This is a genomic window from Mesorhizobium sp. M0618, assembly GCF_040320765.1.
Classification (GTDB): Bacteria; Pseudomonadota; Alphaproteobacteria; order Rhizobiales; family Rhizobiaceae; genus Mesorhizobium.
Genome location: NZ_JAMYQH010000048.1, coordinates 1 through 22331 on the forward strand (window position 1 = coordinate 1; position 22331 = coordinate 22331).

Genomic DNA, 22331 nt, shown 5'->3' on the forward strand with positions numbered 1-22331 from the left:
GCCTCCACTCCAGCCAGCATCTTGAATCACAAAACAGACAAATCGGGAATCCCCTTCGATTCCATCAAGCCGTGAACCGCTCTAGAGGAACGACCGTCGTTCCTTCGCGCTCCCTCCGTCCTGCTGATGTCGAACAGTACGATGCCGCCAGCCTTGAGTCAGGCCGCCAGCTTGCGCGTTGTGCCCAGTGCTTCCTCGACCGTATCGAGAAACATCTCCGCACAGGCTTTCCAGCTATAGCGCATGGCACGTTCGCGGGCTTCGGCACGGTCTACATTGAGCGCGGCAAGCGAGGCCTCGCGCAGATCGTTGGAGACCGCGCCGCCGAAGCCGTCGCCGACGATGTCGATCGGCCCGGTCACCGGATAGGCGGCAACCGGCGTGCCGCTGGCCAATGCCTCGATGATGACGTTGCCGAACGTGTCGGTGCGGCTCGGGAAGACGAAGACATCGGCCGAGGCATAGATCTCGGCCAGTTCGTCGTTGGGGCGATGGCCAAGGAAATGCGCTTGCGGATATTTTGCCTTGAGCCTGGCAAGCTCGGGGCCTTCGCCGACGATCACCTTGCTGCCCGGCAGGTCGAGGTCGAGAAAGGCGGAGAGGTTCTTTTCGATGGCGACGCGGCCGACGCAGAGGAAGACAGGGCCGGGGAAGCCGAGATCCTTCTTCTTGTCGGGCCGGAAATGGTCGGTGTCGACGCCGCGCGTCCACGGCCGCAGCTTGGTGAAGCCGCGCGCTGAGAGGTCGTCTGCGAGCGACTGGGTGGCGACCAGCGTGCCTTGGCCGGAATTGTGGAAATCGCGCAGCCAGCGATAGGCCCAGCTTTCCGGCACCGGCAGCCGTGCGCTGAGATATTCGGGGAAGCGCGTGTGATAGCTGGTGGTGAACGGCCTGCCGGCATTGCGGCAATAGCGCCGCGCCATGATGCCGAGCGGTCCTTCGGTGACGATGTGGATGTGGTCGGCTCTGCCGGCGTCGATCAGGCGCGCGACATGGCCGGGCGTGGTCAGCGCCAGCCTGATGTCGGGATAGGTCGGCAAGGGCAGGGTGCGAAAGATGTTCGGCGTCAGGAAATCCACGGCGACATCGAAGGATTTCAGCGTCTCGGTGAGCCGCTCCAGCGTGTGGACAACGCCGTTAACCTGCGGCCGCCAGGCATCGGTGACCATCAATATGCGCATGGCGGCCCTTTGCAGGAAAGGTCGACGGTTGCCTTGAGACGATGCCGGAACGGCGACCAGCCCGCTGCTCTCGCTTCGCTCCAGCGCACCCGGACGGGCACGGGGTCGAAGTGAGGCGGCAAGGCCGAATCGATTGAGGTCGCGCGCTTCATGCACGCTCTTGATCATGGTTTCATGACGGGCGGATGAAGCCGGTTTCCACTTTTCGGAATCGTGCCCGGTTATGCGGGAACCTTGATGACAGCGCGCAGTCCGCCGAGCGGGCTGTCTTCAAGGGTGATGTCGCCGCCATGGGAACGGGCGATGTCGCGGGCGATCGACAGGCCGAGCCCGGTGCCGCTGGCATCGAGGTTGCGGGCCTCGTCGAGCCGCACGAAGGGTTTGAACACGTCTTCGCGCCGGTCAGCGGGGATGCCCGGACCATCGTCGTCGATGGTGACCAGCAGCGAGCCGCGGCCATGGGTGGCGTTGACTTCCACCGTCTTGGCATAGCGGAAGGCGTTGCCGATCACGTTGGACATCAGCCGGGCAAAGGCGTTCGGCCGCACATGCACGTCGGGGTCTCCGGCAAGCGTCGTCGACAGCTTGCGCTTGCGCAGCCTGGCCTCCTCGTCGAGTTTCTCGAAATAGGCCTCGAGATCGAACCGTCCGGCGTCTTCCGAAGCCTCGCCACGGGCAAAGGCGAGATAGCCTTCGAGCATCGACTGCATGTCGTCGATGTCCTGGTCGAGCGCGGCCTTGGTCTCGGCCTTGCCGCCGGAAAGCGCCAACTGCAGCTTGAAGCGGGTGAGGATGGTTCGCAGGTCATGGCTGACGCCGGTCAGCATGGCGGTGCGTTGCTCGATCTGGCGCTCGATGCGCTCGCGCATCTGCATGAAGGCAAAGCCGGCGCGGCGAACCTCCTCGGCGCCGCGCGGCCGGAAGTCGCGCGGCATCGGCCGGCCCTTGCCGAAACTTTCGGCGGCTTCGGCGAGCATCAGGATCGGCCGGATCTGGTTGCGCAGGAAGGGGATGGCGATCATCAGGAGCACCAGCGAGGTGCCGACCATCCAGATCAGGAAGATGTGGGTGTTGGAGGCATAGGCCTGGCTGCGGCGCACGAAGACGCGCAGCACCTTGCCCTCGAGCTGCACGCGCACCTCGACGATGTTGGAGTTGCCGACCGTGTCGATCCAGAACGGGCGGTTGATCTGGCGGGTGATCTCGGACGAGAGAACATCATCCAAAATCGAGAAAAACGGCTTTGGACCGGGCGCGGGCAGTGGGTCGGGCGGCAAGAGGTCGACCTTCAGCTGCATGCGGTCCTGGGCGATGCGGATGATGTTGGTGTAGTCGGCATCGCGCGGATAGGTCTCGATCAGGTCGATGATGGCGGCAATGTCGCGCACGGTGGCCTGCGACAGGCGCTGCGTCACGGTTGCCCAATGACGTTCCATGAAGACGAAGGCGACGACCGATTGCAGCAGGATCATCGGCGCGATGACGATGATCAGCGAGCGGGCATAGAGCCGCTTGGGCATATAGAGCGAGACGAGGCGCCAGAAGCGGTTCCAGGCGCGCGGCACCGCCTTCAGCGTCCGCGCGGCGCGTGCGCTCAAGCCGCCATTGCCCGGCTGTTCCAGTTCCGTGGTTGCCATTCGCTCATTTCGCTTGCCCGCAGCCGCTCAGCAGGCCGCAGGCGGCATTCTATTCCACGCTGAGCCGATACCCAATACCGCGCACGGTCTGCAGCCAGACCGGGTTGGACGGATCGCGCTCGATCTTGCGGCGCAGCCGGTTGATCTGGACGTCGATGGTGCGCTCGCCGACCTCCGAATCGTCACCGACAAGCTCGTGGCGGGGTATCGTCTCGCCGGCCCTTGCCGCGAAGATCGCCAGGATCTCCTGTTCGCGGTCGGTCAGCTTCAGCGCCTCGCCGCCACGCTTCAATTCGCGCCGGGCGATCTGGAAGGTGTAGGGGCCGAAGACCAACTGCTCGACCTTGGGCGTGGTCGCCGGGCCACCACGGCGAAGGATGTTGTTGATGCGCAGGATCAGCTCGCGCGGATCGAACGGCTTCGGCAGGTAGTCGTCGGCGCCGGCCTCAAGCCCTGAGATGCGGCTGTCGGTCTCCGACAGGGCCGTCAGCATCAGGATCGGTACGTTCTTTTCGGCCCGCAGCGACTTGGTCAGGTCGACGCCCGTCTCACCCGGCATCATGACGTCCAGCACCAGAAGGTCGAAGTCGAGGCCGGCAAGCTTGCGCCTGGCTTCGCCGGCATTGCCGGCGACGGTGACGCGAAAGCCGTTTTCGGTCAGATACTGCTTGAGAAGATTGCGGATTCGGGTGTCGTCGTCGACCACAAGCAGGTGTGGCGCGTCGTCGTCCGGTGCGGCCGCGTGATCGACCCGTTCAGTGCTCTCCATGGCTTTTCCCTGACATTTTTGCGGACCCAACGTCGATCTGCGCCCTCAGTTCCGGATTGACCATCGCTTCGAGGAACCGTTCCACCAAGGTCCGTTCGGTTACTCCGGAATCCCCCAATGCAGCATGGATGCGGCGCGACTGTGGCCGCGCCAGCGCCAGCGCCAGCGCACGGCCCTTGGCCGTCGGATAAAGTTCGCGCTGGCGGCGGTCGCGCGGACCTTGCAACTGCACGACATGGTCGGTGTCAATCAACTGCTTGAGCACACGGGCCAGGCTCTGTTTGGTGATCTTCAGCACGTCGAGCAGTTCGGCGACCGTCAGGCCCGGCCTGCGGTTGACGAAATGCAGCACCCGGTGGTGGGCCCGGCCGAAGCCGTAGTCGGCCAGGATCTGGTCCGGATCGGAGGTGAAGTCACGATAGGCGAAGAAGAGCAGCTCGATGATGGCGAAGTCGATGCCGTCCTCGACCGACATCGCGGTCCTGATCGGTTTTCCGGCGGCTAGGCTTCGATCCGTCATTATTTCTCCGTGGGAAAGAGAGATTATGTCAGTACTATTGACGTAATTTCCCTGCAATGGTAATTTTTGACAAGCTTTTGGGCGGATTGCGAACGAAAAGGCAAGGGAAGCCGGTTTTTCCGGAATTTCCTAAGTTTGCCAGAGCGCAATTATCCGCCTACGCTCCACCATAAAAGCCGCTTTGGGCGGCCGACACGAAACACACAACGATACAACTATCCGGGCTGCCGCCCGTGGGAGGTTACCATGGCATCCGTTCCCTTCGATCAACTCGATGGCTTCATCTGGATGAACGGCGAATTCGTCCGATGGGGTGACGCCAAGATCCATGTGCTGACGCACGGGCTGCATTACGCCAGCGCCGTTTTCGAGGGAGAGCGTGCCTATGGCGGCGAGATCTTCAAGCTCAACGAACACACCGAGCGCCTGCATGAATCGGCACGCCTGCTCGGTTTCAATATCCCCTATTCGGTGGCCGAGCTCAACGACGCCTCTTCCACGCTTCTCAAGAAGCAGGGTTTCCAGGACGCCTATGTCCGGCCGATTGCCTGGCGCGGCAGTGAGCAGATGGGCGTCTCGGCGCAGAACAACCGCATCAACTGCGCCATCGCCATCTGGCAATGGCCGAGCTATTTCGATCCTGCGCAGAAGCTGAAAGGCATCCGTCTCGATGTGGCGGAATGGCGCCGGCCCGACCCGCGCACCGCGCCTTCCAAGTCGAAGGCCGCCGGCCTCTACATGATCTGCACCATGTCCAAGCACGCCGCCGAGGCCAAGGGCTATGCCGACGCCATGATGCTCGACTGGCGTGGCCAGGTCGCCGAAGCGACCGGAGCCAACATCTTCTTCGTCAAGGAGGGCAAGATTCACACACCCAAGCCCGACTGCTTCCTCGACGGCATCACCCGCCGCACGGTCATTGGGCTGGCCAAGGATCGCGGCCTGGAGGTGATTGAACGCGCCATCCTGCCGGAAGAGCTGGAAAGCTTCGAGCAGTGCTTCCTGACCGGGACGGCAGCGGAAGTGACGCCGGTTTCCGAGATCGGGCCTTACCGATTCGAGGTCGGCGAAATAGCCAAGAATCTTATGAATGACTATTCTGCGGCCGTTCAGCCCAAGCACGCGATCGCCGCAGAATAACGAAAGTCACAGCTTTTTTAGGAAGTAGGGGCGGTTTTCGGGCCGCCCCTTTTATTTCAGCGTTTCTGCATTTGACTTTCGTCCAATTCGGCGTCTCATGATGGTGTCGGCCCGGGAGGCTGACAGCTATGGAGGGACTAATCATATGGACATGAACACGCTTCTTCCGATCATCATACAGGTGATTACTGGCGTCATCGGTGGTCAGGCGGTCGGTGCGGCGCTCAAGACGGCGGCGATGGGTCAGCTTCCCAAAATCCTGGGCGGAGCCATTGGCGGCGTCGGCGGTGCGGCGATCCTCGGCAGCCTGCTGGGTGGCGGTGCGGTCGATCCGGCGGCTGCGGCAGCAGCAACGAGCGGTCTCGGCAGCGCGCTGAACCTGCAGAACATCGTCGGCGGCGCCGGCGGCGGCGCGATCTTGACCGCCATTCTCGGCGCGGTCTTGGGCGCCATGAAGAAGTAGGCAGGCCGTTTCGGTCTTTTCAAATGGGCGGCTTCGGCCGCCCATTTCCGTTTTCGGAGCTACCGATGTTCGTCTTTCGAGGGTGGACGCCCTTTGTCCGCGCCTCTACATCACCCGTGAACATCGAAAGGACGATCATGGGTCAGCTCAATGCCGGCATCGTGCCGGTCACACCGTTCCAGCAGAATTGCACCATCCTGTTCGACATGGATGACAAGCATGGCGTCGTCGTCGATCCTGGCGGCGATATCGACAAGGTGCTGGCGGTGCTGAAGGACAATGCGATCTCAGCCGGGGCTATCTGGATAACGCATGGCCACATCGACCATGCCGGCGGCGCAATGGAGTTGAAGGAGGCGCTCGGCGTCGAGATCATCGGTCCGCATGAGGCCGACAAGTCGCTGCTCGACAATCTGGAAAACCAGGGCAAGCGCTACGGCATCGCCGGAGCGCGTAACTGCGTGCCCGACCGGTTCCTGGCCGAAGGCGAGACCGTGTCGTTCGGCGGCCATGTGTTCGAGGTGCTGCACTGCCCCGGCCATGCACCAGGTCACGTTGTTTATTACAACCGCGCGGCCAAGTTCGCCCATGTCGGCGACGTGCTGTTCCGCGGCTCGGTCGGCCGCACCGACCTGCCGGGCGGCGACCACGCGGCGCTGATCGCTTCGATCAAGGACAAGCTCCTGCCGCTCGGCGACGACATCGGCTTCATCTGTGGCCACGGTCCCGGCGGACGTTTTGGCGAGGAGAGGCGGATCAACCCTTTTTTGACTTGAACCAGGCTCGGAACCGTAGCTGTTTTCATCAGCCTCAAGCGACCGTTGACATTGTAGGGACCACAACAAAAAAGCGCTGGCCTTGCGGTCAGCGCTTTTCTGTTTTGGGGGCAGGGAAGCCCTTGGTTTAATTGGCAGTGCAGAAATGCTGTTCGCCGTCATTGCCGGTGAACGTCCCGGTACGGGAATTGAAGCTGCGGTAGCGGTCCGAGCAGTATTCGTACCAGTCACGCGTCCATGGCTCGGCATAACGATCGGCGTAGACCACCCGCGGCTCCGCATAGTAGCGGCGCACCGGGGCCGGGCGTATCACCACGTCACGATCGTAACCGTCATCGTAGTAGCGGTCAGCGCCGGGCGGCGGCCGGTCATTGGCCAATGCACCACCGATCAGCGCGCCGGCCGCGAGGCCGAGCACGCCGGCGGCAATGGCATCGCCGTTGCCATGATGGCCATGATGACGGCGCCAGTCGCGCGCATTGGCGGCGGGCAAGGCCGTGAGCGTGGTAGCGACCACGGCAGCGGCCAGGACGGCGGTTTTGAAAATTCGGTTCATGTCGATCTCCTTCGTGCCGGCCCGTGTAGTTTCGGGGATGCGGTCCGGCTTTACCGAAGACTAATATGCGACCGTGGCTGAACGGGGGCTGAACGGATTTTTACGTGTCTATTCAAAACAGACGTCAAAAATCATAGGCTCTCAAGGGAGCGATCTGCCTGGGATCGCCGGTTTGAAGCCGGCTCAGCCGACCGACAGGTTGACGGCCTTGGGACCCTTGCCGCGCTTGTCCGGCTCGGTGTCGAACGACACTTTCTGGCCATCCTCGAGACCGGGAAGACCGGACGCCTGCACGGCTGAAATATGGACGAAAACATCCTTCGCTCCATCATCGGGCGTGATGAAGCCGAAGCCCTTGGCATGGTTGAAGAATTTGACGGTGCCGGTCTGCGGCATGGGAAGCTCCTTTGTCCCATAAACTCCAGTCTCGGGCCGGCAAATGCCCGAGTGGAAATTTGTCCTTTATTTTAGCGTCATCGGCAAGGGAAAGTTTTGCGGGCGTCTAAAGCACGTTGCGGCGCGCTTTGGGTCTTTGTTTTTATGCAAGTCGTTGCCCAGAACCTGGCGGCTTGGGCGACATCACCGGCCCGCGCCTTCGATAAGGAAAAGGCGCGACGAAGATCGCCGCGCCTTTCAAAATTCAGATCCCTCTCCAGGCCAGGTGCAGGCATGGAGCCTCCGTCGCACGTCCGAGTGACATGCGGCGCGCCGATGGCTCAGGCTGCGCGGAGGTTGACGGCCTTGGGGCCCTTGCCCATGCGGTCCGGCTCGACGTCGAAGGTGACCTTCTGGCCGTCGACGAGCGTGCGCAAGCCGGAGGCTTCGATCGCGGAGATATGGACGAACACATCCTTGGCGCCACCATCGGGCGTGATGAAACCGAAGCCTTTGGTCGCGTTGAAGAATTTAACGGTGCCGGTCTGGGCCATTGGGGAAACTCCTTCACCCGTTCAGTCTTTGGTGGTCCCGCCCGCCGCCTGGCGCAAAGGGCAGTTCCCGGTGGTTGCTTCGGCAGTCATGCATTGGCGCATGGTCAAACCCCCCGCCGAAAACGGGGCCGTCAGAGATTCACAGTATCGGGGAAAGGTCGTCCAAAACGTTCCGCTCTCCGGGTCGCAAATGCCCGAACACGGAATTTATCGCACGGAAACGTGATGGTTGCAAGATACCGCCGCGGGCCGCCACACTGGGCGCATCCCGACGCAAGGATCGACTGACTTGGGCATCGATGGGCTCGGCATAGGCTTGCTTGCCGGTCGGGTCATCGGCCAGAGCCAGCCCACGAATGGGCCAGACATCGGCGGCGCGCTACCCCCCCCCTTGCGGGCCAGGCGCCGTCGTCGTTGCGGGGCCCAAACGGGGGGTTGCATTTGGCAAGGGAATGGCGAGGATCGATAACCGGGGACGCGATCGTGGGAGATCATCATGAAATTTCTGGCGGCAATCTTTTCGCGGCAGGGTTTTGCCATCCTGTTGCTGTCGGCAATTCTTGCCGCCTGCACCGTCGTCGTCGATGAGGGACCAGGGCCGCGCCCGCGTCCGCCACGGCCCGAACCGCAATATTGCAGCAAGCAGTACGAGCCGGTCTGTGCCCGCCGCGGCGGCGACCGCCAGACCTTCGCCAATGCCTGTCTTGCCGACCGGGCCGGCTACCGCATCGTGCGCGACGGCCCGTGCCGCGACGGCGGCGGTGGCGGTGGCGGTGGCGGTGGCGGTGAAGAGCAGACGTTCTGCACCCGCGAATATGCTCCGGTCTGCGGCCGCCGTCATGGCGAGATGCGCACCTTCCCCAATTCCTGCGAAGCCCGCGCCGCGGACTATCGCGTCGTTGGCGACGGGCCGTGCTGAGGACGCTGCGCCTTGTTGAGGACGACAGGCGTCAAGCCGTCGGCTTCACCTGGCGACAGTAGGCGATGAACTCGGACGCGGGCATGGGTTTGGCGAAAAGCCAGCCCTGGGCGTAGTCGACGTCGCGCGCCGCGAGATAGTCGGCTTGCGCCTGCGTTTCCACGCCCTCGGCAACGATCTTCAGCTTTAGTGTCTTGGCCATGTCGATGATATGCGGGGTGACGGAACTGGTGGCGGAATTCGTGCTGATCGTATCGATGAACGATTTGTCGATCTTGAGCGCATCGAGCGGCAGCCCCTCGAGATAGGACAGGCTGGAATAGCCGGTGCCGAAGTCGTCGATTGCCACTGCGTGGCCAAGTTCGCGGGCGCGAACGAGCGTCGAGCGGGCCGAGTTGATATCGACGAAACCTCGCTCCGTCGCCTCGAGCCAGATTTGCTGGGGCCGGATCCCGGTGTGCTGCAACGCCTTTTCGATGATAGGCAGGACCCGCGCGGTGCCGACATCGGTTGCGCTGAGATTGATGGCGATGTGAAGAGAGCGATCGGCGGCCAGGAGCCTGTTCAGGTCGAACACAACCATCGCAATGACCTGATCGGTGATCGCTGTGATCAGGCCGCTCTCTTCCGCCAGCGGAATGAAGAGATCGGGCCGGACGAGGGAACCGTTCGACCGCTTCCAACGCACCAGCGCTTCCGCCCCGATGCATTTGCCGGTCCTGAGTTCGACGATCGGCTGATAGTGGACGATGAATTCGCGCTTGCGTACGGCGATCTGCAATTCTCCCAAGGGTGAAAGCCGCCTTCGCGACAGCCACACAACCATGCCGATGATGAAGGCGGCCATGAAGGCGCCGAGCGGGAGCAGCAGAAATTGCTGCTGGCGAACGCTGCCCAGGATCTGGCTTGTCGGTTCGGTGGCGACAGCGATCCAGCCCGTCTCGCGCGCGGTGGCAAACAGGAGATCGTCATCGATGCCTTTGCTGGGGCCGGCGATGATCTTCTCGACGCGGGCGGGATCAGGGCCGTTCAGCGCGCCAAGCAGGATGCCCGTTTGCGTCGTCAAGGCGAGCTGGACACCGGGATCGACGATGACGTCGACAAAGCGTACCGGATCGACAAGGACATTGTGGTCCCTGTATTGCAGCGCCATCAGCGAATGGCCCTCGCTCATCACCGGCTGCATGCGGGCGGTGACGGCAATGCCGTCCCTGGTGGTGAAGTCCGGGGTGGATTGCGCAACGCGCCCTTCGGTCGGTCCCCAGGAAGAGCATTTGAGCAGGCCGTTTTCGAAATAGCCCATTTCTTCGATCGGGCGCGTGTTGATGGTGAGTTGCCGCATACGGGCTATATGGTCCGCCGAACAGCGGATGCCGGTGAACTGGTCGATCTGCCGCAAAGCGGCGGTGGCATCGTCGAGCGAGATGTCGGCCCTGGCGATGGCGCGGCTGGCGAACAGCTGCAGCCGCTCATGTTCCTTTTGGACGGCCTGAATCCAAGCGAGATGAAACATAGCCGCGATTGGCACGATGGCGCCCAGCATGGCCAACACCACCGCCGTCACGATGATGCGCGACCTGTCCATGCGCCTCCTGCCTCCGGGTATGAGCGGCGATCGTGGGTGGTCGCCCGCAACGTCTCGGCCACCAATCGTGGCAGCGGCCCGGTTCAGGCGGATCTTAGGGCCTCGATCTTACGTGAACTTTAATGGAGTCGTGGGGCAGCACCGCCGCTCTAAACCGGATAGGCGCCGTCGGCCGGGCCGGCGTAAAGCTCGCAGCCATTGTCGTCGCAGATGCGCAGGCGATCGGGGATTTGCGGCATGGCCAGCGTGTGGAACAGCGCGGTGGCGCCCTGCAGCGCGGCGCGCAGATTCGGCGCCTCCAGCGATACCTTGTCGAGAGTGGCTTCGTCGGCGTCGCGCGACCGGTAGAACTCGATGATGAAATTCAAGCGCGCCTCCGGGGCAGAGCATTGCGCGGGCCTGTTCAGTCAATTCGTCCCCTCACAGAGGGACGACGGAGAGGACGCACGAGGCGCCCTCCAGTTTGTCAGCCTTTCGACTTCGGCTTCAAGCTGCTCTCCGCCTGCTTGACCGAGGAGCCGAACGGGGAGGCGGGCTTTGCCACGACCTTGTCCTTCTTCGGCTTGCGTGTCTCGCGGTTGCTTCGCTGTTGACCTTTGGACATGTCGTGCTCCTGCTTCAGTGTTGGCTTGGCGGTGGGGTCTCAGATGAGCGGGTTGCTGGCAACAACGGGGTTGTCGGCAACAACCGGATCTGCCGGTTCGAGATTGTCTTCGGTGGTGACCCGCTCATAGGTCTCCTGCTCGCTGCGGATGCGGTATTGCGGCGAACCATCCTTGACCGGCAGCCTGCTCTTGATCTGGAACAGTTCGGCGGTCTTCTGAACGAGGCCGGTGCGGCTCTTCATGCGCACGGTCTGACCGATCGAAAACTGGTGCGCGGGCGTGTCGGTGCGCGGGCGCGCATTCTGCTGGAAACGGATCATGCTGCATTCTCCCTGTCGCGCTTCAGCGCTGTTTCGAGTTCGAGGTAATCGATGGCGACAAGCTGGCTGGTGGGCGGGTTTTTCGCTGCCCTTGCCGGCAGATGGATGAAAGTGGCGACGCGGCGCCAGGCAAGCCGCGACATGCCCTCGATCAGCTCTTCGTCGTGGTCGATGTCGTAGTCGCCGGCCGGCAGCTGCCCTTCCAGTCCGCCGAGCACGAAAGGTGCGGTGAAGTGCGCGATGGAGTGGGTGGTGCGGTCCGGCATTGTTTACCTATGCAAAGCAGCGGTCCTGAAAACAAAAAAGCGGGGACGAGCCCCGCTTTCCTATTTCCGGCAGTCGCTGGAAATAAGCCGCTTTCGAGAGCTGCCAGTACATCCGTGGTCAGCGTTCATCGAATTCGGCCGGATCAGATCAATTGCAAATTGGCGGCCGACTCGCGGCCCTTGGTGTCACGCTCCAACTCGAACTGCAGCTTCTGGCCTTCGGCGAGGCCGGGGAAGCCGGCGCGCTCCAGTGCGCTGACATGGACAAAGACGTCCTTGCCGCCCTCGGTCGGCTGAATGAAGCCGAAGCCCTTCTGGCCATTGTAGAACTTCACGGTTCCGGTGTTCATGTCGGTCTTTCGAAGAATGAGAATGGTCGCGCGGAGCGAATATGCCGCGCGCCCGGTATCGATGATTTGGAATGAGATTGGCGGGTCGAGAACCTCTGACGCCGCGAGATGCCAATTCTGGCCCAAAGCGATCCTGTACAGATAAGCCTTTTTTGTAATTTATCAAGGCGTTTTAAAATAAAATTGGGTTTCATTCAAAAAATTGCGCGCTGTAACTATCAGAAAAATGATGATACAAATTCATACAATTCAAAAACTGTTTGAAGATTAGCGGGAATAATTCTCCCGGTATTTTCATTTTTCTTGTGAATTGAAGAAGGAGACCTCGTGATGTCCGTAAAGACGCCAACAGGCAGCACCGTAACGATCACGCCGGTCGCAAAGCCGGTAATGGCAAAGCCGATGGTTGTCCTGTCGCCGCGGCTGACTGTCAGAAGTGACGAGGCGGCAAAGCGAAGGATCGCCGACACCGATGGAACGGTTCGGCGTGCCAGGCAGGTTGCCGAGACCAATCGCCTGATTTGATCTTTCCGCACCGACGAAAGGACGAGACAGCAAGCGAAGCCTTGAACCTGGCGCGCCGATGGCCTAGATCGCCACAGGCGGATAAAACACGGCAGGTTTCCCATCAACAGAGATCAAAGACGAGCGGCGGGTGCGGGAGCCAGGTCTGGCGCAGGCGGACAGCCACCGCTGGGCCTCGACCAGTATGTGCAGCAGGCGTTGCAACTGCATCAGGCGGGGCGCCGGCAAGAGGCTGAGACGATCTACCGGCAGGTGCTGGCGCGTCAGCCCAAGCATGCGGCCGCGGCGCATTTCCTGGGACTGCTGCTGCACCAGACCGGGCGCAGCGAAGAAGGGCTGGATCTCATCGAACGGTCGGTGAGCCTGCAGCCGACGAATCCCGATTTCCTCAACAATTTCGGTACGGTGATGCGCGACCTCGGCCGCCCTGCTGCGGCCATCGATTTCTTCCGCGGCGCGGTGGATCTGCGGCCGGACCAGCTCGCGGCGCGCGACAATCTCGGCTCATCGCTGAAACAGGTCGGCCAGTTCGAAGAGGCCGAAGAGATTTATCGCGGCACGGTTGCACGCAACCCATTTCATGTGCGCGCCCGCATCGGGCTTGCCGAAACCCTGCAGGAAGCCGGGCGGCTGGATGAGGCGCTCGCCGTCTTCCGCGAAGCGCTGACGATCCGGCCCAAGGATGCCGACCTGCTGCACGGGCTCGGCGTCGGGCTGATGGAAAAGGGCAAGCTCGACGAGGCGGCCGACCTGTTCCGGCAGGCGTTGGCGATCAACCCCGCCATGGCCACAGCCTGGCTGATGCTGACGCAGGTCAAGCGCCAGAAGGAGCGCGACAGCGAGCTTGGGGGCATGGAGGCCCAGCATGCCAAAGCGCCGCAGGACAGCCTGGCACGCATGCAGCTGTCCTTCGGACTCGGCAAGGCGAATGACGATCTCAGGGATTATGGCCGGGCCTTCGACTATTTCGCCGAAGGCAATGCGATCCGCCGCAAAGGCATCGACTACGACCAGGCCAGGACGCGGGCCGAGTTCGAAGCGATGAAGGCCACCTTCGATGCCGGCTTCTTCGAGAAGCACAGGCCCAGCTCAATCAGCGACGACACGCCGATCTTCATCGTCGGCATGCCGCGTTCGGGCACGACGCTGGTCGAGCAGATCATTGCCAGCCATCCGCAGGTCTACGGCGCAGGCGAGCTCAGCATCTTGAAGAAGGCGGTCGGCAAGCAGTTCCCGGCGACCATGCCGGGTGGCTTCCCATGGGGCGTATCGGATATGGGCGATGCGGATTTTGCCGAGGCAGGCCAAGCCTATCTCGACATGCTGCATGCCCGCTATCCGAACATGCGTCACGTCACCGACAAAATGCCAGGCAACTTCCTGCTTGTCGGCTTCATCCGCATGATGATGCCGAAGGCCAGGATCATCCACTGCGCGCGCGATGCGGCGGCCACCTGCCTGTCGATCTACAAGGTGCATTTCCGCGGCGACAGCCATCGCTATGGCTACGATCTCGGCGAGCTCGCCGACTTCCACAATCTCTACACCGACATCATGAAGCATTGGCACACGGTGCTGCCGGGCGTCGTGCATGATGTACGCTACGAGGATTTTGTCGCCGACCAGGACGGACAGACGCGGGCATTGATCGCTCATCTCGGCCTGCCTTGGGACGACGCGGCACTATCGTTCCACGAGACCGACCGACCGGTTCGCACGGCTTCAGCCGCACAGGTGCGCCAGCCGATGTATCAGGGGTCGGTCGATCTGTGGAAGCGCTATGGAGACCGGCTCAAGCCGTTGCTGGACAAGCTGGATTAGTGCAACGCTATCTAGCTGATCGCGTGGCCTTAGAGATTGGCCTAAGCACCCGCGTCGTCATCCTAGGGGCTTCGCGACGGAGCTTCGCTCCTGCTTCGCCCTAGGATGACGAAGCTGAGGCTTCTTCTAATCGCTACCGGCTGCTCAAAGCTCAATGAATGGCTTGAAGCCACCGAAGATCATGCGCTTGCCGTCGAACGGCATGTCCGCCCAATCGGCCTTCAAGCGCGGGTCGGCCATCACCTTGGCCATGACGGCATCGCGGCTCTCCCGCGACTCATAGACGGCCCAGGCGAAGACGACGATCTCGTCGTCCTTGGCCTGCACGGCACGCGGGAAGGACGTGACCTCGCCATAGGGCACGTCGTCGCCGATGCATTCGACATAGGCGAGCGCGCCATGTTCCCTCCAGATAGGCCCTGCGAGGTTGGCCAGCTTCTTGTAGTCATCGAGTTTTGCCTTGGATACGGCAAGTACGAAACCATCGACATAGGACATTTTGGATCTCCTCCTGGAAGTTCACGGGGCCTCACCGGCGCTGGCCGGTGAGGGGCTCGGGCCATCGGCGGCAGATCAGGCTTTCTTCACCGGCGCGTTCATCGCCCATTCGACGCCGAACGGGTCGCGCATATTGCCCCATTGATCACCCCAGAACATGACCTGGAGCGGCACGGCGACTTCGCAGCCGGCATCGACGGCGCGCTTCCACCAGGCTTCGATATCGTCGCTGCCGAGGTGAAGCTGCATTGTGTAACCCTGCGGCTTGACGGCGGGCATTCCGTTTTCCGGATAGAAATCGGAGAGCATGAGCGTCGAGCCGTTGATGTAGAGGTGAATGTGCATGGTGCGGCCTTTTTCGTCCGCCGGATAGGCAAAGACCTGCTCCGCGCCGAAGGCCTTCTTGTAGAATTCGGCAGCCTTGAAGGCGCCATCCAACTGCAGATAGGGGGTCAATCCGCCGAGCACTTTGGCCGCGGGCTGAACGGGGGTCTGGTCAGTCATTTGTTGTTCCTCTTTGCGTTTGGCCTTGCGAGCCAAAGGACGGATGAGGCGGCGGCGATCCTACATGGCCGGGAGATTTTTTTTGGCAGACCGGCCCTGGACTGGCCAGGCAGCCGGCAGCTGAACGAGAGACGTGAAACGAACTTGCGTCGACCGCCCCCAATCAGAGCGCAATTCTCGCTGCTCGCGGGCTAGAACAGATGGATCACGCGAACGCCGTTTCAGCCCCGGGACGACAATGATCCTCTACTATCAGACCCACTCACCCTTCGCGCGCAAGGCGCTCGTCTTCGCTCATGAGGCCGGCATTGCCGATCGGCTCGAGGTCATTCATCACGAGACCAGTCCGACCTTGCACAATGCTCGCGTCTACGCCGAAAATCCCCTCGGCAAAGTACCGGTGCTGCTGCGGCCCGACGCGTCGCCGATGTTCGACTCCGATGTCATCTGCGCCTATCTCGACACGCTGCATGACGGCCGCAAGCTGCTGCCGCAGGATGGCGAAGCGCGCTGGCAGGCGTTGCGGCTGCAGTCGGTTGCCCAGGGCCTCGCGCAGACAGGCATCGCTTTGCGCTGGGAGACGGAAAGAAGACCCGAACAGCTGCGTTATAGCGCTCTCGCCGACGGATACCGGGAAAAGATCGAGGCGAGCTACGACTGGATCGAAAGCACGCTGGACGACGAGGCACCGCTCCATGTCGGCCACATCGCCTTGGCCACCACGCTGTCCTGGATGGCGTTCCGCCACCTGCCGCCTTTTCGCTCGCGGGCGCGGCTGACGCACTGGTTCGAGGCTTTCGAAAAACGCGTATCGATGCAGGCGACACCGCTTTCAGGTGATACGCATGACTGACTGGCGCCTCGCGAGGTCAGGGGCGGCGGCCGTTCTGCGCGTCGAAGACGTCCGGAAAACCGATATCCTTGCGCAGCGAGGCAGGCAGTGAAAGCAGGATGCGCTCGCTGCGGTGACGAGCGCGCGCTGCCGCATACCGGGTTGCGACGCGACCGATGGATGAAAGAACCGACATGATAATTCTCCCTGGGTTGGCGCCGGCATCATCGTGTCGGCATCCCAAGGACGCGACGGGCTGAGGCTATCCGTCAGACCGTCGAGATTTTTTATCGCGGCGTCTGATGGTCTGTCCGAATGCTGCCGTGCGGACCTACGCAACCCTGAGCGTAGGGATCGCTGAAACATCAACTTCACGCTCTGCGTGCCAAGCATCGAAAGCCGCTTGCATTCGAAGCCAAATCGCGGCGCCGTCGCCGAACAGCTTCCCGAGGCGAGCGGCCACAGCCGGCGAAACCGGCTTCTTTTCGCGGATGATGTCATAGAGCTGCTGCCGGGAGATCCCGAGCAGATTTGCAATTTCCACCTTGGTCTTTCCAGTTGCCGGGATAATGTCCTCAAGCAGCGCTCCCGGGTGGGAGGGACAACGCTCAATAGGACGCGTCGGCTCGTGCACGGTCATAAGTCGAACTTCTCCAGTCTGGCCGCCTCAGTGATATTGCTCGAAATCGAAGCGGGCGGCGTCCTTGCCGTCGAACTCGAATGTGATGCACCACGGACCGTTGACGTGGACCGTGTAGCGGATTGGATCGAAGCCTTTCAGCGGGTGGAAATCGAAGCCGGGAAGGTTCATTTCCTCCGGCTTCTCCGAAGCTTCCAGGCGGTCAAGCCGGACAAGAATGCGCTTGTGCATCTTGGCGTCGATCTTGCCGGTCTTCCAGTTTGAAAGAGGTCCGACAGCGCCTTGTTCTTGAAGGACTTGATCATCGGTATATGTAAACAGATTGCTTACAAAAAACAAGGTCTGTAAGCAAATAATTTACATGCCAGTCGACTCCGTGGCCTCATCCTGCCGTTTCAACCACCGAGCGGAAGAAATCCTCCGGGTCTTCGACTTCGGTGAGCTTCCGCTTCTCGATCAGCCAGAAGCGGTTGCCGATGGCGCGGATGAAGGAGCGGTCGTGCGAGGCGAGCACGCAGCTTGCCTGATGTGCCAGCAGTTCCGCTTCCAGCGCTTCCTGGCCGTCGATGTCGAGATGGTTGGTCGGCTCGTCGAGCAGATAGAAGTTGGGATCGGCGAGCCTGAGCGCCAGCATCATCAGCCGCGCCTTCTGGCCGCCGGACAGCACGCCGATCTTTTTCTCCTGCATCTCGATGACCACGCCGGCGCCGGCCAGCAAGGACCGTGCGCGCTGCTCGCCGACATCGTAGCGCCGCGAGACCAGCGCCAGCGGCGTGTCGTCGCTGCTGATGCCGGACAGCGCCTGGTCGCTGTAGCCGAGCACGGTCGACGGCGTCACCTTCACATTCCGCAACGTGTCCGGTTCGATGATGGCATTGCGGATCAAGGTGACGAAGCGCGACTTGCCGACGCCATTGCGGCCGAGCAGCACGATGCGGTCGCCCTGGCAGATATGGCGCTTGCCGGTCTGAAACAGCAGTGTGCCGTCGGGTGTTTCGACAGCCGCGTCGTCGAGCGTGATCAGCACTTTGGCGTGAGTGCCGCGATTGGCCAGTTTTATGGCACCCGCCGACTTCTCGCGATGCGCCGGGTTCGCCGCTTCCTCTAGTTTTTCGGCCCGCTGGTTGAGTTGCTTGGTCTTGACCGTCAGCAGATCGCTGCCCGAATTGATGCCGATGTTGTTGAGCTTGGCCGCCTGTCGGCGCAATTGCTGCGCCACCTTCATGTCGCGCTGGAACTTGCGCTCCGTCGAAGCATCGACCTCGTCGAGCGCCAGCCTGGCGCGGGAGTAGGGCAGGGCAAACACCGGCGACTGTTCCGGGCGCAGGAACAGCGTCCGGTTGGTGGTGGCGTCGAGAAAGGCGCGGTCGTGGCTGGCAATGACGACCGGCACCTCACGCGGCAATGCGTTGAGCCAGGTTTCCAACTGGCTGATGCGAGCAAGGTCGAGATGGTTGGTCGGCTCGTCGAGCAGCAGCACGTCCGGATCGGTCACCCAGACGCGGGCGATCAGCGCCAGTCTCTGCCAGCCGCCGCTCAGCGCCTGCATTGGCCGCTCGCGCATGGGCTCCGGCACATCGAGTGAATCGAGAACCACGTCGACGCGCCACAGCTCGCTTTCAGCCTGCTCGGGCGGCAAGACGTCGGCCACTACCTGATGGAAGCTGCGGGTGAGAAGGGCCGGGGCAACGGATTGCTCGACATGACCGACGCGCAGGCCGCGCGTGCGGGTGATGTCACCGGAGGTCGGCTCCATCTCGCCGGTCAGGCATTTCAGCAAGGTCGACTTGCCGCGGCCATTGGCGGCGACAATGCCGAGCCGGCCGCCGGAGCCGATGGTGAGGTCGAGATTGGCAAACAGCGGCGCACTCATGGTGACGCCGAGGGATTTGAGGCTGATCAGGGCCATTTTGATTTCTCTGGTCTTGCCGGAGGAAAAGTCCGGTTCAATGCACTTTGACGGTGCGCAGGCTGGCCATCAGGCTCGGCGTTGCAACACCACGAAGGGCAGACCAAAAAATCGAAGCGGGAAAACCCGGACCGTCCCTGGTCAGCCCTGCAAGCAAGCTCGCAGGGCAGAAATCGGGCCACGCTGACGATGGTGACGATGAAACGTAAACACGTGAGCCCTCCTTTCAAGACGTTCGAGTGTGCGGAGCGATTACACCAAAGGCGAGGCTGGTGGCAAGTGGGCGGTCCAGGAGGGAGCGATGCGGTGAAGCTGCCAATCTCCCCCCTCGTGGGGGAGATGTCCGGCAGGACAGAGGGGGGGCGCTGTCCTGCCGGCGTTTGAATGAACTACTTCCCCGGCCGTCCGGTCTTGCCGGGCCTGCGCTTTTCGCGGCGGGCATCTCCCGCGTCTTCATACGAGCCGATGCCGGCGCGCTGGCGAACGATTGGTTTGCCGTCGTGTTCCTTCGCGCCCCCCTCTGTCCTGCCGGACATCTCCCGCACTTGGGGGGAGATCGGCTGCGGCTTGGCCGGCATCTTTCCTTCTACCGGCTTTTCGGTCCGCCGCACGGTCATCTCATCAAGCGAGTTCTTCTTGAACAGCGGCTTGACCGGCTCGCCGGGAATGCCGAAATCGGAGCCATGTGCCTCTTCGGCCGACTGTTTCTTGAACAGCGAGCGCGACACGGCGCCGGCCGGTGTCGTCATGTCGGTGCCAGGGCCCATATCGTCGATCGAAGGCTTGGCAAACAGCGGCTTCTTTACCGGTACGGCGCCATCGGCGCCCATTTCGTCGAGCGCTGGTTTGCGGAAGAGGTTGGGCCGGGCGGCCCTGGCGGCTTCCTCTGCGGCCTGTGCCGCGTCGAGCTTGCGGAAACGCTCCTGTTCCTCAGCTGTACGGTGTTTGGCCACACCCTTGTTGTGCTTGCCTTTTTCGCGACCCGAGGCCGGGCTTTCCATATCGGCGTATTTGGCCAGTGGGTCTTCGGAGATGGACAGTTCCATCTCTCGCAGACGCTTGATCTCGTCGCGGATACGAGCCGCCTTCTCGAAGTCGAGATTGGCCGCGGCATCGCGCATCTGCTTTTCCATCGCGTCGAGATGGGCCTTGAGGTTGTTGCCCATCATGGCGCCGGCGCTGTCGGTGAACTGCGAGATGTCGGCGCGGACATGGTCCTTCTCGTAGACCGAGTCCAGAATGTCGGAGATGCGCGACTTGACCGATTCCGGCGTGATGCCGTTGGCTTCGTTCCACTCCACCTGCTTTTCGCGGCGGCGGTTGGTTTCGGCCATCGCCCGTTCCATCGAGCCGGTCACCTGGTCGGCATAGAGGATGACCTTGCCGTCGACGTTTCTGGCGGCGCGGCCGATGGTCTGGATCAGCGAGGTTTCCGAGCGCAGAAACCCTTCCTTGTCGGCGTCGAGAATGGCGACGAAGCCGCATTCAGGAATGTCGAGGCCTTCGCGCAGCAGGTTGATGCCGACCAGCACGTCGAAGGCGCCGAGGCGCAGATCGCGCAGGATCTCGATGCGCTCCAGCGTGTCGATGTCGGAGTGCATGTAGCGGACGCGGATGCCTTGCTCATGCAGATATTCGGTCAAATCCTCGGCCATGCGCTTGGTCAGCACCGTGACCAGCGTGCGATAGCCGGCCTTGGTGGTGTCGCGGATTTCGCCGACGACATCGTCGACCTGGGTCTTGGCCGGGCGAACCTCGACCGGCGGATCGATCAGGCCGGTCGGGCGGATGACCTGTTCGGCGAAGACGCCGCCGGCCTGCTCCATTTCCCAGCCGCCAGGGGTCGCCGAGACGGCGACCGAAAGCGGACGCATGGCATCCCATTCCTCGAAGCGCAGCGGCCGGTTGTCCATGCAGGACGGCAGACGGAAGCCGTATTCGGCCAGTGTCGCCTTGCGGCGAAAGTCGCCGCGATACATGCCGCCGATCTGCGGCACGGTGACATGGCTTTCATCGATGAAGACCAGCGCGTTGTCGGGAATGTACTCGAACAGCGTCGGCGGCGGATCACCCGGCTGGCGGCCGGTGAGATAGCGCGAATAGTTCTCGATGCCGGCGCAGGAACCGGTGGCTTCCAGCATCTCGAGGTCGAAGCGGCAGCGCTGTTCCAGCCGCTGCGCCTCGAGCAGGCGGCCTGCGCGCTCGAGTTCGACCAGCCGGTGCTTGAGCTCTTCCTTGATCGACTTGATCGCCTGGTTCAGCGTCGGGCGCGGCGTCACATAGTGCGAATTGGCGTAGATTTTGACGCTTTTCAGCTCGCCGGTCTTCTGGCCGGTCAGCGGATCGAACTCGGTGATCTGCTCGATCTCGTCGCCGAACATCGAGATGCGCCAGGCGCGGTCTTCCAGGTGGGCGGGGAAGATCTCGATCGTGTCGCCGCGCACGCGGAACGAGCCGCGGACGAAGTTGATGTCCTGCCGCTTGTACTGCTGGGCGACGAGATCGGCGAGCAGCGCGCGCTGGTCGAGCCGGTCGCCGATCTGCATCTGGAAGGTCATCGCCGTGTAGGTCTCGACCGAGCCGATACCGTAGATGCAGGACACAGAGGCGACGATGATGACGTCGTCGCGCTCGAGCAGCGAACGCGTCGCCGAGTGGCGCATGCGGTCGATCTGTTCGTTGATCGAGGATTCCTTCTCGATGAAAGTGTCGGTGCGCGGGACGTAGGCTTCCGGCTGGTAATAGTCGTAGTAGGAGACGAAATACTCGACGGCGTTTTCCGGGAAGAATTTCTTGAACTCGGAATAGAGCTGCGCCGCCAGCGTCTTGTTCGGCGCCAGGATCAAGGCAGGGCGCTGCGTCTCCTCGATCACCTTGGCCATGGTGAAGGTTTTTCCGGAGCCGGTGACGCCGAGCAGCACTTGGGTCCGGTCGTTGTTGTCGACGCCTTCGACCAGATCCTTGATCGCGGTCGGCTGATCGCCGGCCGGCTCGAAATCCGAAACCATCTTGATGGCAATGCCGCCTTCGGATTTTTCGGGGCGGGCAGGGCGGTGCGGCGTCCACAGCACGCCGTCCTTGTGCAGCGGATTGCCGGATTCGATCAGCGCCGACAGCGCGGCGACGGTAGCGGTGACGCTGCCCGAGGCCATCGTCTCGGCGTCTTCCAGCGAGATGTCGAGACCGGCGACCGGGTTGAGGCCGGCTGCCGTGCGCTCCCTGGCTGACGCCGCGCCACCCATCGAGGTGCCGCGCGAACTGCGTCCCGGCGAGCTCGAGCGCTCGGGTATCTTCTTCGACGGCTTCGGCGATTTGCCGCCGTCGCCCTTGCCGACAAGACGTCCTTCGTTTTCGGCTTCCTGCTCGATCTGCTCGGCCCAATCCGCGATCGAACCGGTCAGCGGCGTGCCAGAGAGCTCCGGCTGCGGCATCTCGGCGAAACCGCCTTTGTGCAGCGGCTCGGAGGCGTCGAGGAAATCGGTCAGCGGGCTGCGCCGCTTCGGCGCGGCGCGGTCGTCGTTCGCCGTCGGCGGCGTTTTCTTATCGGGGGATTTGGCCATGTCCCGAATATGGGATTTCCTGGCCA

26 protein-coding genes and 1 pseudogene are annotated in these 22331 nt (G+C 62.3%); 6 read left to right on the forward strand and 21 right to left on the reverse strand.

Annotated features, from left to right (window positions below; all coding sequences use genetic code 11):
• Positions 1–158: 158 nt before the first annotated feature.
• The 4 genes from NKJ04_RS31660 to NKJ04_RS31675 form a co-directional block, all read right to left on the reverse strand.
• Positions 159–1181 (reverse strand): glycosyltransferase family 4 protein, encoded by a 1023-nt coding sequence (locus tag NKJ04_RS31660; RefSeq protein WP_128303772.1) that lies wholly within the window; start codon positions 1179–1181, stop codon positions 159–161.
• Between the two features lie 221 nt (positions 1182–1402).
• A complete protein-coding gene (locus tag NKJ04_RS31665) occupies positions 1403–2818 on the reverse strand; it encodes an ATP-binding protein (RefSeq protein ID WP_023809807.1) in 1416 nt (471 codons plus the stop codon).
• A 49-nt stretch (positions 2819–2867) separates the two neighbouring features.
• Entirely contained in the window at positions 2868–3587 is a 720-nt protein-coding gene (locus NKJ04_RS31670) for a response regulator (protein WP_013530014.1), read from the reverse strand.
• Complete coding sequence (locus NKJ04_RS31675) at positions 3574–4107, reverse strand: MarR family winged helix-turn-helix transcriptional regulator (protein ID WP_352679650.1); 534 nt, start codon at positions 4105–4107, stop codon at positions 3574–3576. The genes NKJ04_RS31670 and NKJ04_RS31675 overlap by 14 nt, the downstream gene beginning before the upstream one ends.
• Positions 4108–4353: 246 nt before the next feature.
• On the opposite strand from NKJ04_RS31675, the gene NKJ04_RS31680 reads away from it, so the two are divergent.
• The 3 genes from NKJ04_RS31680 (at position 4354) to NKJ04_RS31690 (ending at position 6486) form a co-directional block, all read left to right on the forward strand.
• Positions 4354–5247: a branched-chain amino acid aminotransferase gene (locus NKJ04_RS31680; protein ID WP_352679653.1), complete on the forward strand. Its 894-nt coding sequence runs from the start codon at positions 4354–4356 to the stop codon at positions 5245–5247.
• A 145-nt stretch (positions 5248–5392) separates the two neighbouring features.
• Positions 5393–5710, forward strand: a complete 318-nt coding sequence (locus tag NKJ04_RS31685; RefSeq protein ID WP_352679656.1) for a hypothetical protein — start codon at positions 5393–5395, stop codon at positions 5708–5710.
• A 137-nt stretch (positions 5711–5847) separates the two neighbouring features.
• Complete coding sequence (locus NKJ04_RS31690) at positions 5848–6486, forward strand: MBL fold metallo-hydrolase (protein ID WP_352440472.1); 639 nt, start codon at positions 5848–5850, stop codon at positions 6484–6486.
• 127 nt (positions 6487–6613) lie between these two features.
• Here the strand turns inward: NKJ04_RS31690 and NKJ04_RS31695 are convergent, their stop codons facing one another.
• From NKJ04_RS31695 to NKJ04_RS31705, 3 genes are all read right to left on the reverse strand, one after another.
• The gene (locus NKJ04_RS31695; RefSeq protein WP_023809802.1) at positions 6614–7042 is read right to left on the reverse strand and encodes a BA14K family protein; all 429 of its coding nucleotides are present in this window, start codon (positions 7040–7042) and stop codon (positions 6614–6616) included.
• A gap of 183 nt (positions 7043–7225) precedes the next feature.
• Complete coding sequence (locus tag NKJ04_RS31700) at positions 7226–7438, reverse strand: cold-shock protein (protein ID WP_013530020.1); 213 nt, start codon at positions 7436–7438, stop codon at positions 7226–7228.
• A 320-nt stretch (positions 7439–7758) separates the two neighbouring features.
• On the reverse strand, positions 7759–7971 hold the full coding sequence (locus NKJ04_RS31705; RefSeq protein WP_006202520.1) for a cold-shock protein: 213 nt from the start codon (positions 7969–7971) through the stop codon (positions 7759–7761).
• A gap of 496 nt (positions 7972–8467) precedes the next feature.
• Here NKJ04_RS31705 and NKJ04_RS31710 point away from each other — a divergent pair, with 496 nt between their 5' ends.
• On the forward strand, positions 8468–8890 hold the full coding sequence (locus tag NKJ04_RS31710; RefSeq protein WP_352553468.1) for a Kazal-type serine protease inhibitor domain-containing protein: 423 nt from the start codon (positions 8468–8470) through the stop codon (positions 8888–8890).
• Between the two features lie 31 nt (positions 8891–8921).
• Here NKJ04_RS31710 and NKJ04_RS31715 read toward each other — a convergent pair whose 3' ends face one another.
• The 7 genes from NKJ04_RS31715 to NKJ04_RS31745 form a co-directional block, all read right to left on the reverse strand.
• Positions 8922–10475, reverse strand: coding sequence for an EAL domain-containing protein (locus NKJ04_RS31715; protein ID WP_352679660.1), 1554 nt, complete (start codon positions 10473–10475; stop codon positions 8922–8924).
• A 149-nt stretch (positions 10476–10624) separates the two neighbouring features.
• Positions 10625–10843: a hypothetical protein gene (locus tag NKJ04_RS31720; RefSeq protein ID WP_352679663.1), complete on the reverse strand. Its 219-nt coding sequence runs from the start codon at positions 10841–10843 to the stop codon at positions 10625–10627.
• Positions 10844–10941: 98 nt separating this feature from the next.
• Positions 10942–11079, reverse strand: coding sequence for a hypothetical protein (locus NKJ04_RS31725; protein WP_164482279.1), 138 nt, complete (start codon positions 11077–11079; stop codon positions 10942–10944).
• Between the two features lie 39 nt (positions 11080–11118).
• Positions 11119–11400: a hypothetical protein gene (locus NKJ04_RS31730; protein WP_127294951.1), complete on the reverse strand. Its 282-nt coding sequence runs from the start codon at positions 11398–11400 to the stop codon at positions 11119–11121.
• The gene (locus NKJ04_RS31735; RefSeq protein WP_023809798.1) at positions 11397–11666 is read right to left on the reverse strand and encodes a hypothetical protein; all 270 of its coding nucleotides are present in this window, start codon (positions 11664–11666) and stop codon (positions 11397–11399) included. Before NKJ04_RS31735 ends, NKJ04_RS31730 begins: the two co-directional genes overlap by 4 nt.
• Before the next feature lie 143 nt (positions 11667–11809).
• Positions 11810–12016, reverse strand: a complete 207-nt coding sequence (locus NKJ04_RS31740; protein ID WP_352679666.1) for a cold-shock protein — start codon at positions 12014–12016, stop codon at positions 11810–11812.
• Between the two features lie 218 nt (positions 12017–12234).
• The gene (locus NKJ04_RS31745; protein ID WP_352679669.1) at positions 12235–12645 is read right to left on the reverse strand and encodes a hypothetical protein; all 411 of its coding nucleotides are present in this window, start codon (positions 12643–12645) and stop codon (positions 12235–12237) included.
• Between the two features lie 94 nt (positions 12646–12739).
• Here NKJ04_RS31745 and NKJ04_RS31750 point away from each other — a divergent pair, with 94 nt between their 5' ends.
• The gene (locus tag NKJ04_RS31750; RefSeq protein ID WP_352679672.1) at positions 12740–14362 is read left to right on the forward strand and encodes a tetratricopeptide repeat-containing sulfotransferase family protein; all 1623 of its coding nucleotides are present in this window, start codon (positions 12740–12742) and stop codon (positions 14360–14362) included.
• A 144-nt stretch (positions 14363–14506) separates the two neighbouring features.
• Here NKJ04_RS31750 and NKJ04_RS31755 read toward each other — a convergent pair whose 3' ends face one another.
• Positions 14507–14860 carry a DUF1428 domain-containing protein gene (locus tag NKJ04_RS31755; RefSeq protein WP_023809794.1) on the reverse strand — a complete coding sequence of 118 codons (354 nt, stop codon included), beginning with the start codon at positions 14858–14860 and terminating at the stop codon, positions 14507–14509.
• A 75-nt stretch (positions 14861–14935) separates the two neighbouring features.
• Positions 14936–15364 (reverse strand): VOC family protein, encoded by a 429-nt coding sequence (locus tag NKJ04_RS31760; RefSeq protein ID WP_023809793.1) that lies wholly within the window; start codon positions 15362–15364, stop codon positions 14936–14938.
• Between the two features lie 238 nt (positions 15365–15602).
• On the opposite strand from NKJ04_RS31760, the gene NKJ04_RS31765 reads away from it, so the two are divergent.
• Entirely contained in the window at positions 15603–16217 is a 615-nt protein-coding gene (locus NKJ04_RS31765) for a glutathione S-transferase family protein (protein WP_352679676.1), read from the forward strand.
• Positions 16218–16233: 16 nt separating this feature from the next.
• Here the strand turns inward: NKJ04_RS31765 and NKJ04_RS31770 are convergent, their stop codons facing one another.
• From NKJ04_RS31770 to uvrB, 5 genes and pseudogenes are all read right to left on the reverse strand, one after another.
• On the reverse strand, positions 16234–16392 hold the full coding sequence (locus tag NKJ04_RS31770) for a hypothetical protein (protein ID WP_127268662.1): 159 nt from the start codon (positions 16390–16392) through the stop codon (positions 16234–16236).
• A gap of 135 nt (positions 16393–16527) precedes the next feature.
• Positions 16528–16836, reverse strand: a complete 309-nt coding sequence (locus tag NKJ04_RS31775) for a HigA family addiction module antitoxin (RefSeq protein ID WP_127268663.1) — start codon at positions 16834–16836, stop codon at positions 16528–16530.
• Between the two features lie 27 nt (positions 16837–16863).
• Positions 16864–17141 (reverse strand): annotated as a pseudogene (locus NKJ04_RS31780) (type II toxin-antitoxin system RelE/ParE family toxin).
• Between the two features lie 77 nt (positions 17142–17218).
• The gene (locus NKJ04_RS31785; protein WP_352679680.1) at positions 17219–18745 is read right to left on the reverse strand and encodes an ABC-F family ATP-binding cassette domain-containing protein; all 1527 of its coding nucleotides are present in this window, start codon (positions 18743–18745) and stop codon (positions 17219–17221) included.
• A gap of 389 nt (positions 18746–19134) precedes the next feature.
• On the reverse strand, positions 19135–22305 hold the full coding sequence (uvrB, locus tag NKJ04_RS31790) for an excinuclease ABC subunit UvrB (RefSeq protein ID WP_352679683.1): 3171 nt from the start codon (positions 22303–22305) through the stop codon (positions 19135–19137).
• Positions 22306–22331: the final 26 nt, after the last annotated feature.

Coding starts and splice junctions, on each gene's coding strand:
- NKJ04_RS31710 (WP_352553468.1), top strand. CDS start 8,468: ATGAAATTTCTGGCGGCAATCTTTTCGCGGCAGGGTTTTGCCATCCTG.
- NKJ04_RS31775 (WP_127268663.1), bottom strand. CDS start 16,836: ATGACCGTGCACGAGCCGACGCGTCCTATTGAGCGTTGTCCCTCCCAC.
- NKJ04_RS31755 (WP_023809794.1), bottom strand. CDS start 14,860: ATGTCCTATGTCGATGGTTTCGTACTTGCCGTATCCAAGGCAAAACTC.
- NKJ04_RS31705 (WP_006202520.1), bottom strand. CDS start 7,971: ATGGCCCAGACCGGCACCGTTAAATTCTTCAACGCGACCAAAGGCTTC.
- NKJ04_RS31685 (WP_352679656.1), top strand. CDS start 5,393: ATGGACATGAACACGCTTCTTCCGATCATCATACAGGTGATTACTGGC.
- NKJ04_RS31675 (WP_352679650.1), bottom strand. CDS start 4,107: ATGACGGATCGAAGCCTAGCCGCCGGAAAACCGATCAGGACCGCGATG.
- NKJ04_RS31785 (WP_352679680.1), bottom strand. CDS start 18,745: ATGGCCCTGATCAGCCTCAAATCCCTCGGCGTCACCATGAGTGCGCCG.
- NKJ04_RS31715 (WP_352679660.1), bottom strand. CDS start 10,475: ATGGACAGGTCGCGCATCATCGTGACGGCGGTGGTGTTGGCCATGCTG.
- NKJ04_RS31740 (WP_352679666.1), bottom strand. CDS start 12,016: ATGAACACCGGAACCGTGAAGTTCTACAATGGCCAGAAGGGCTTCGGC.
- NKJ04_RS31680 (WP_352679653.1), top strand. CDS start 4,354: ATGGCATCCGTTCCCTTCGATCAACTCGATGGCTTCATCTGGATGAAC.
- NKJ04_RS31695 (WP_023809802.1), bottom strand. CDS start 7,042: ATGAACCGAATTTTCAAAACCGCCGTCCTGGCCGCTGCCGTGGTCGCT.
- NKJ04_RS31765 (WP_352679676.1), top strand. CDS start 15,603: ATGATCCTCTACTATCAGACCCACTCACCCTTCGCGCGCAAGGCGCTC.
- uvrB (WP_352679683.1), bottom strand. CDS start 22,305: ATGGCCAAATCCCCCGATAAGAAAACGCCGCCGACGGCGAACGACGAC.
- NKJ04_RS31690 (WP_352440472.1), top strand. CDS start 5,848: ATGGGTCAGCTCAATGCCGGCATCGTGCCGGTCACACCGTTCCAGCAG.
- NKJ04_RS31670 (WP_013530014.1), bottom strand. CDS start 3,587: ATGGAGAGCACTGAACGGGTCGATCACGCGGCCGCACCGGACGACGAC.
- NKJ04_RS31730 (WP_127294951.1), bottom strand. CDS start 11,400: ATGATCCGTTTCCAGCAGAATGCGCGCCCGCGCACCGACACGCCCGCG.
- NKJ04_RS31660 (WP_128303772.1), bottom strand. CDS start 1,181: ATGCGCATATTGATGGTCACCGATGCCTGGCGGCCGCAGGTTAACGGC.
- NKJ04_RS31700 (WP_013530020.1), bottom strand. CDS start 7,438: ATGCCGCAGACCGGCACCGTCAAATTCTTCAACCATGCCAAGGGCTTC.
- NKJ04_RS31665 (WP_023809807.1), bottom strand. CDS start 2,818: ATGGCAACCACGGAACTGGAACAGCCGGGCAATGGCGGCTTGAGCGCA.
- NKJ04_RS31760 (WP_023809793.1), bottom strand. CDS start 15,364: ATGACTGACCAGACCCCCGTTCAGCCCGCGGCCAAAGTGCTCGGCGGA.
- NKJ04_RS31725 (WP_164482279.1), bottom strand. CDS start 11,079: ATGTCCAAAGGTCAACAGCGAAGCAACCGCGAGACACGCAAGCCGAAG.
- NKJ04_RS31770 (WP_127268662.1), bottom strand. CDS start 16,392: ATGTCGGTTCTTTCATCCATCGGTCGCGTCGCAACCCGGTATGCGGCA.
- NKJ04_RS31745 (WP_352679669.1), bottom strand. CDS start 12,645: ATGGGAAACCTGCCGTGTTTTATCCGCCTGTGGCGATCTAGGCCATCG.
- NKJ04_RS31735 (WP_023809798.1), bottom strand. CDS start 11,666: ATGCCGGACCGCACCACCCACTCCATCGCGCACTTCACCGCACCTTTC.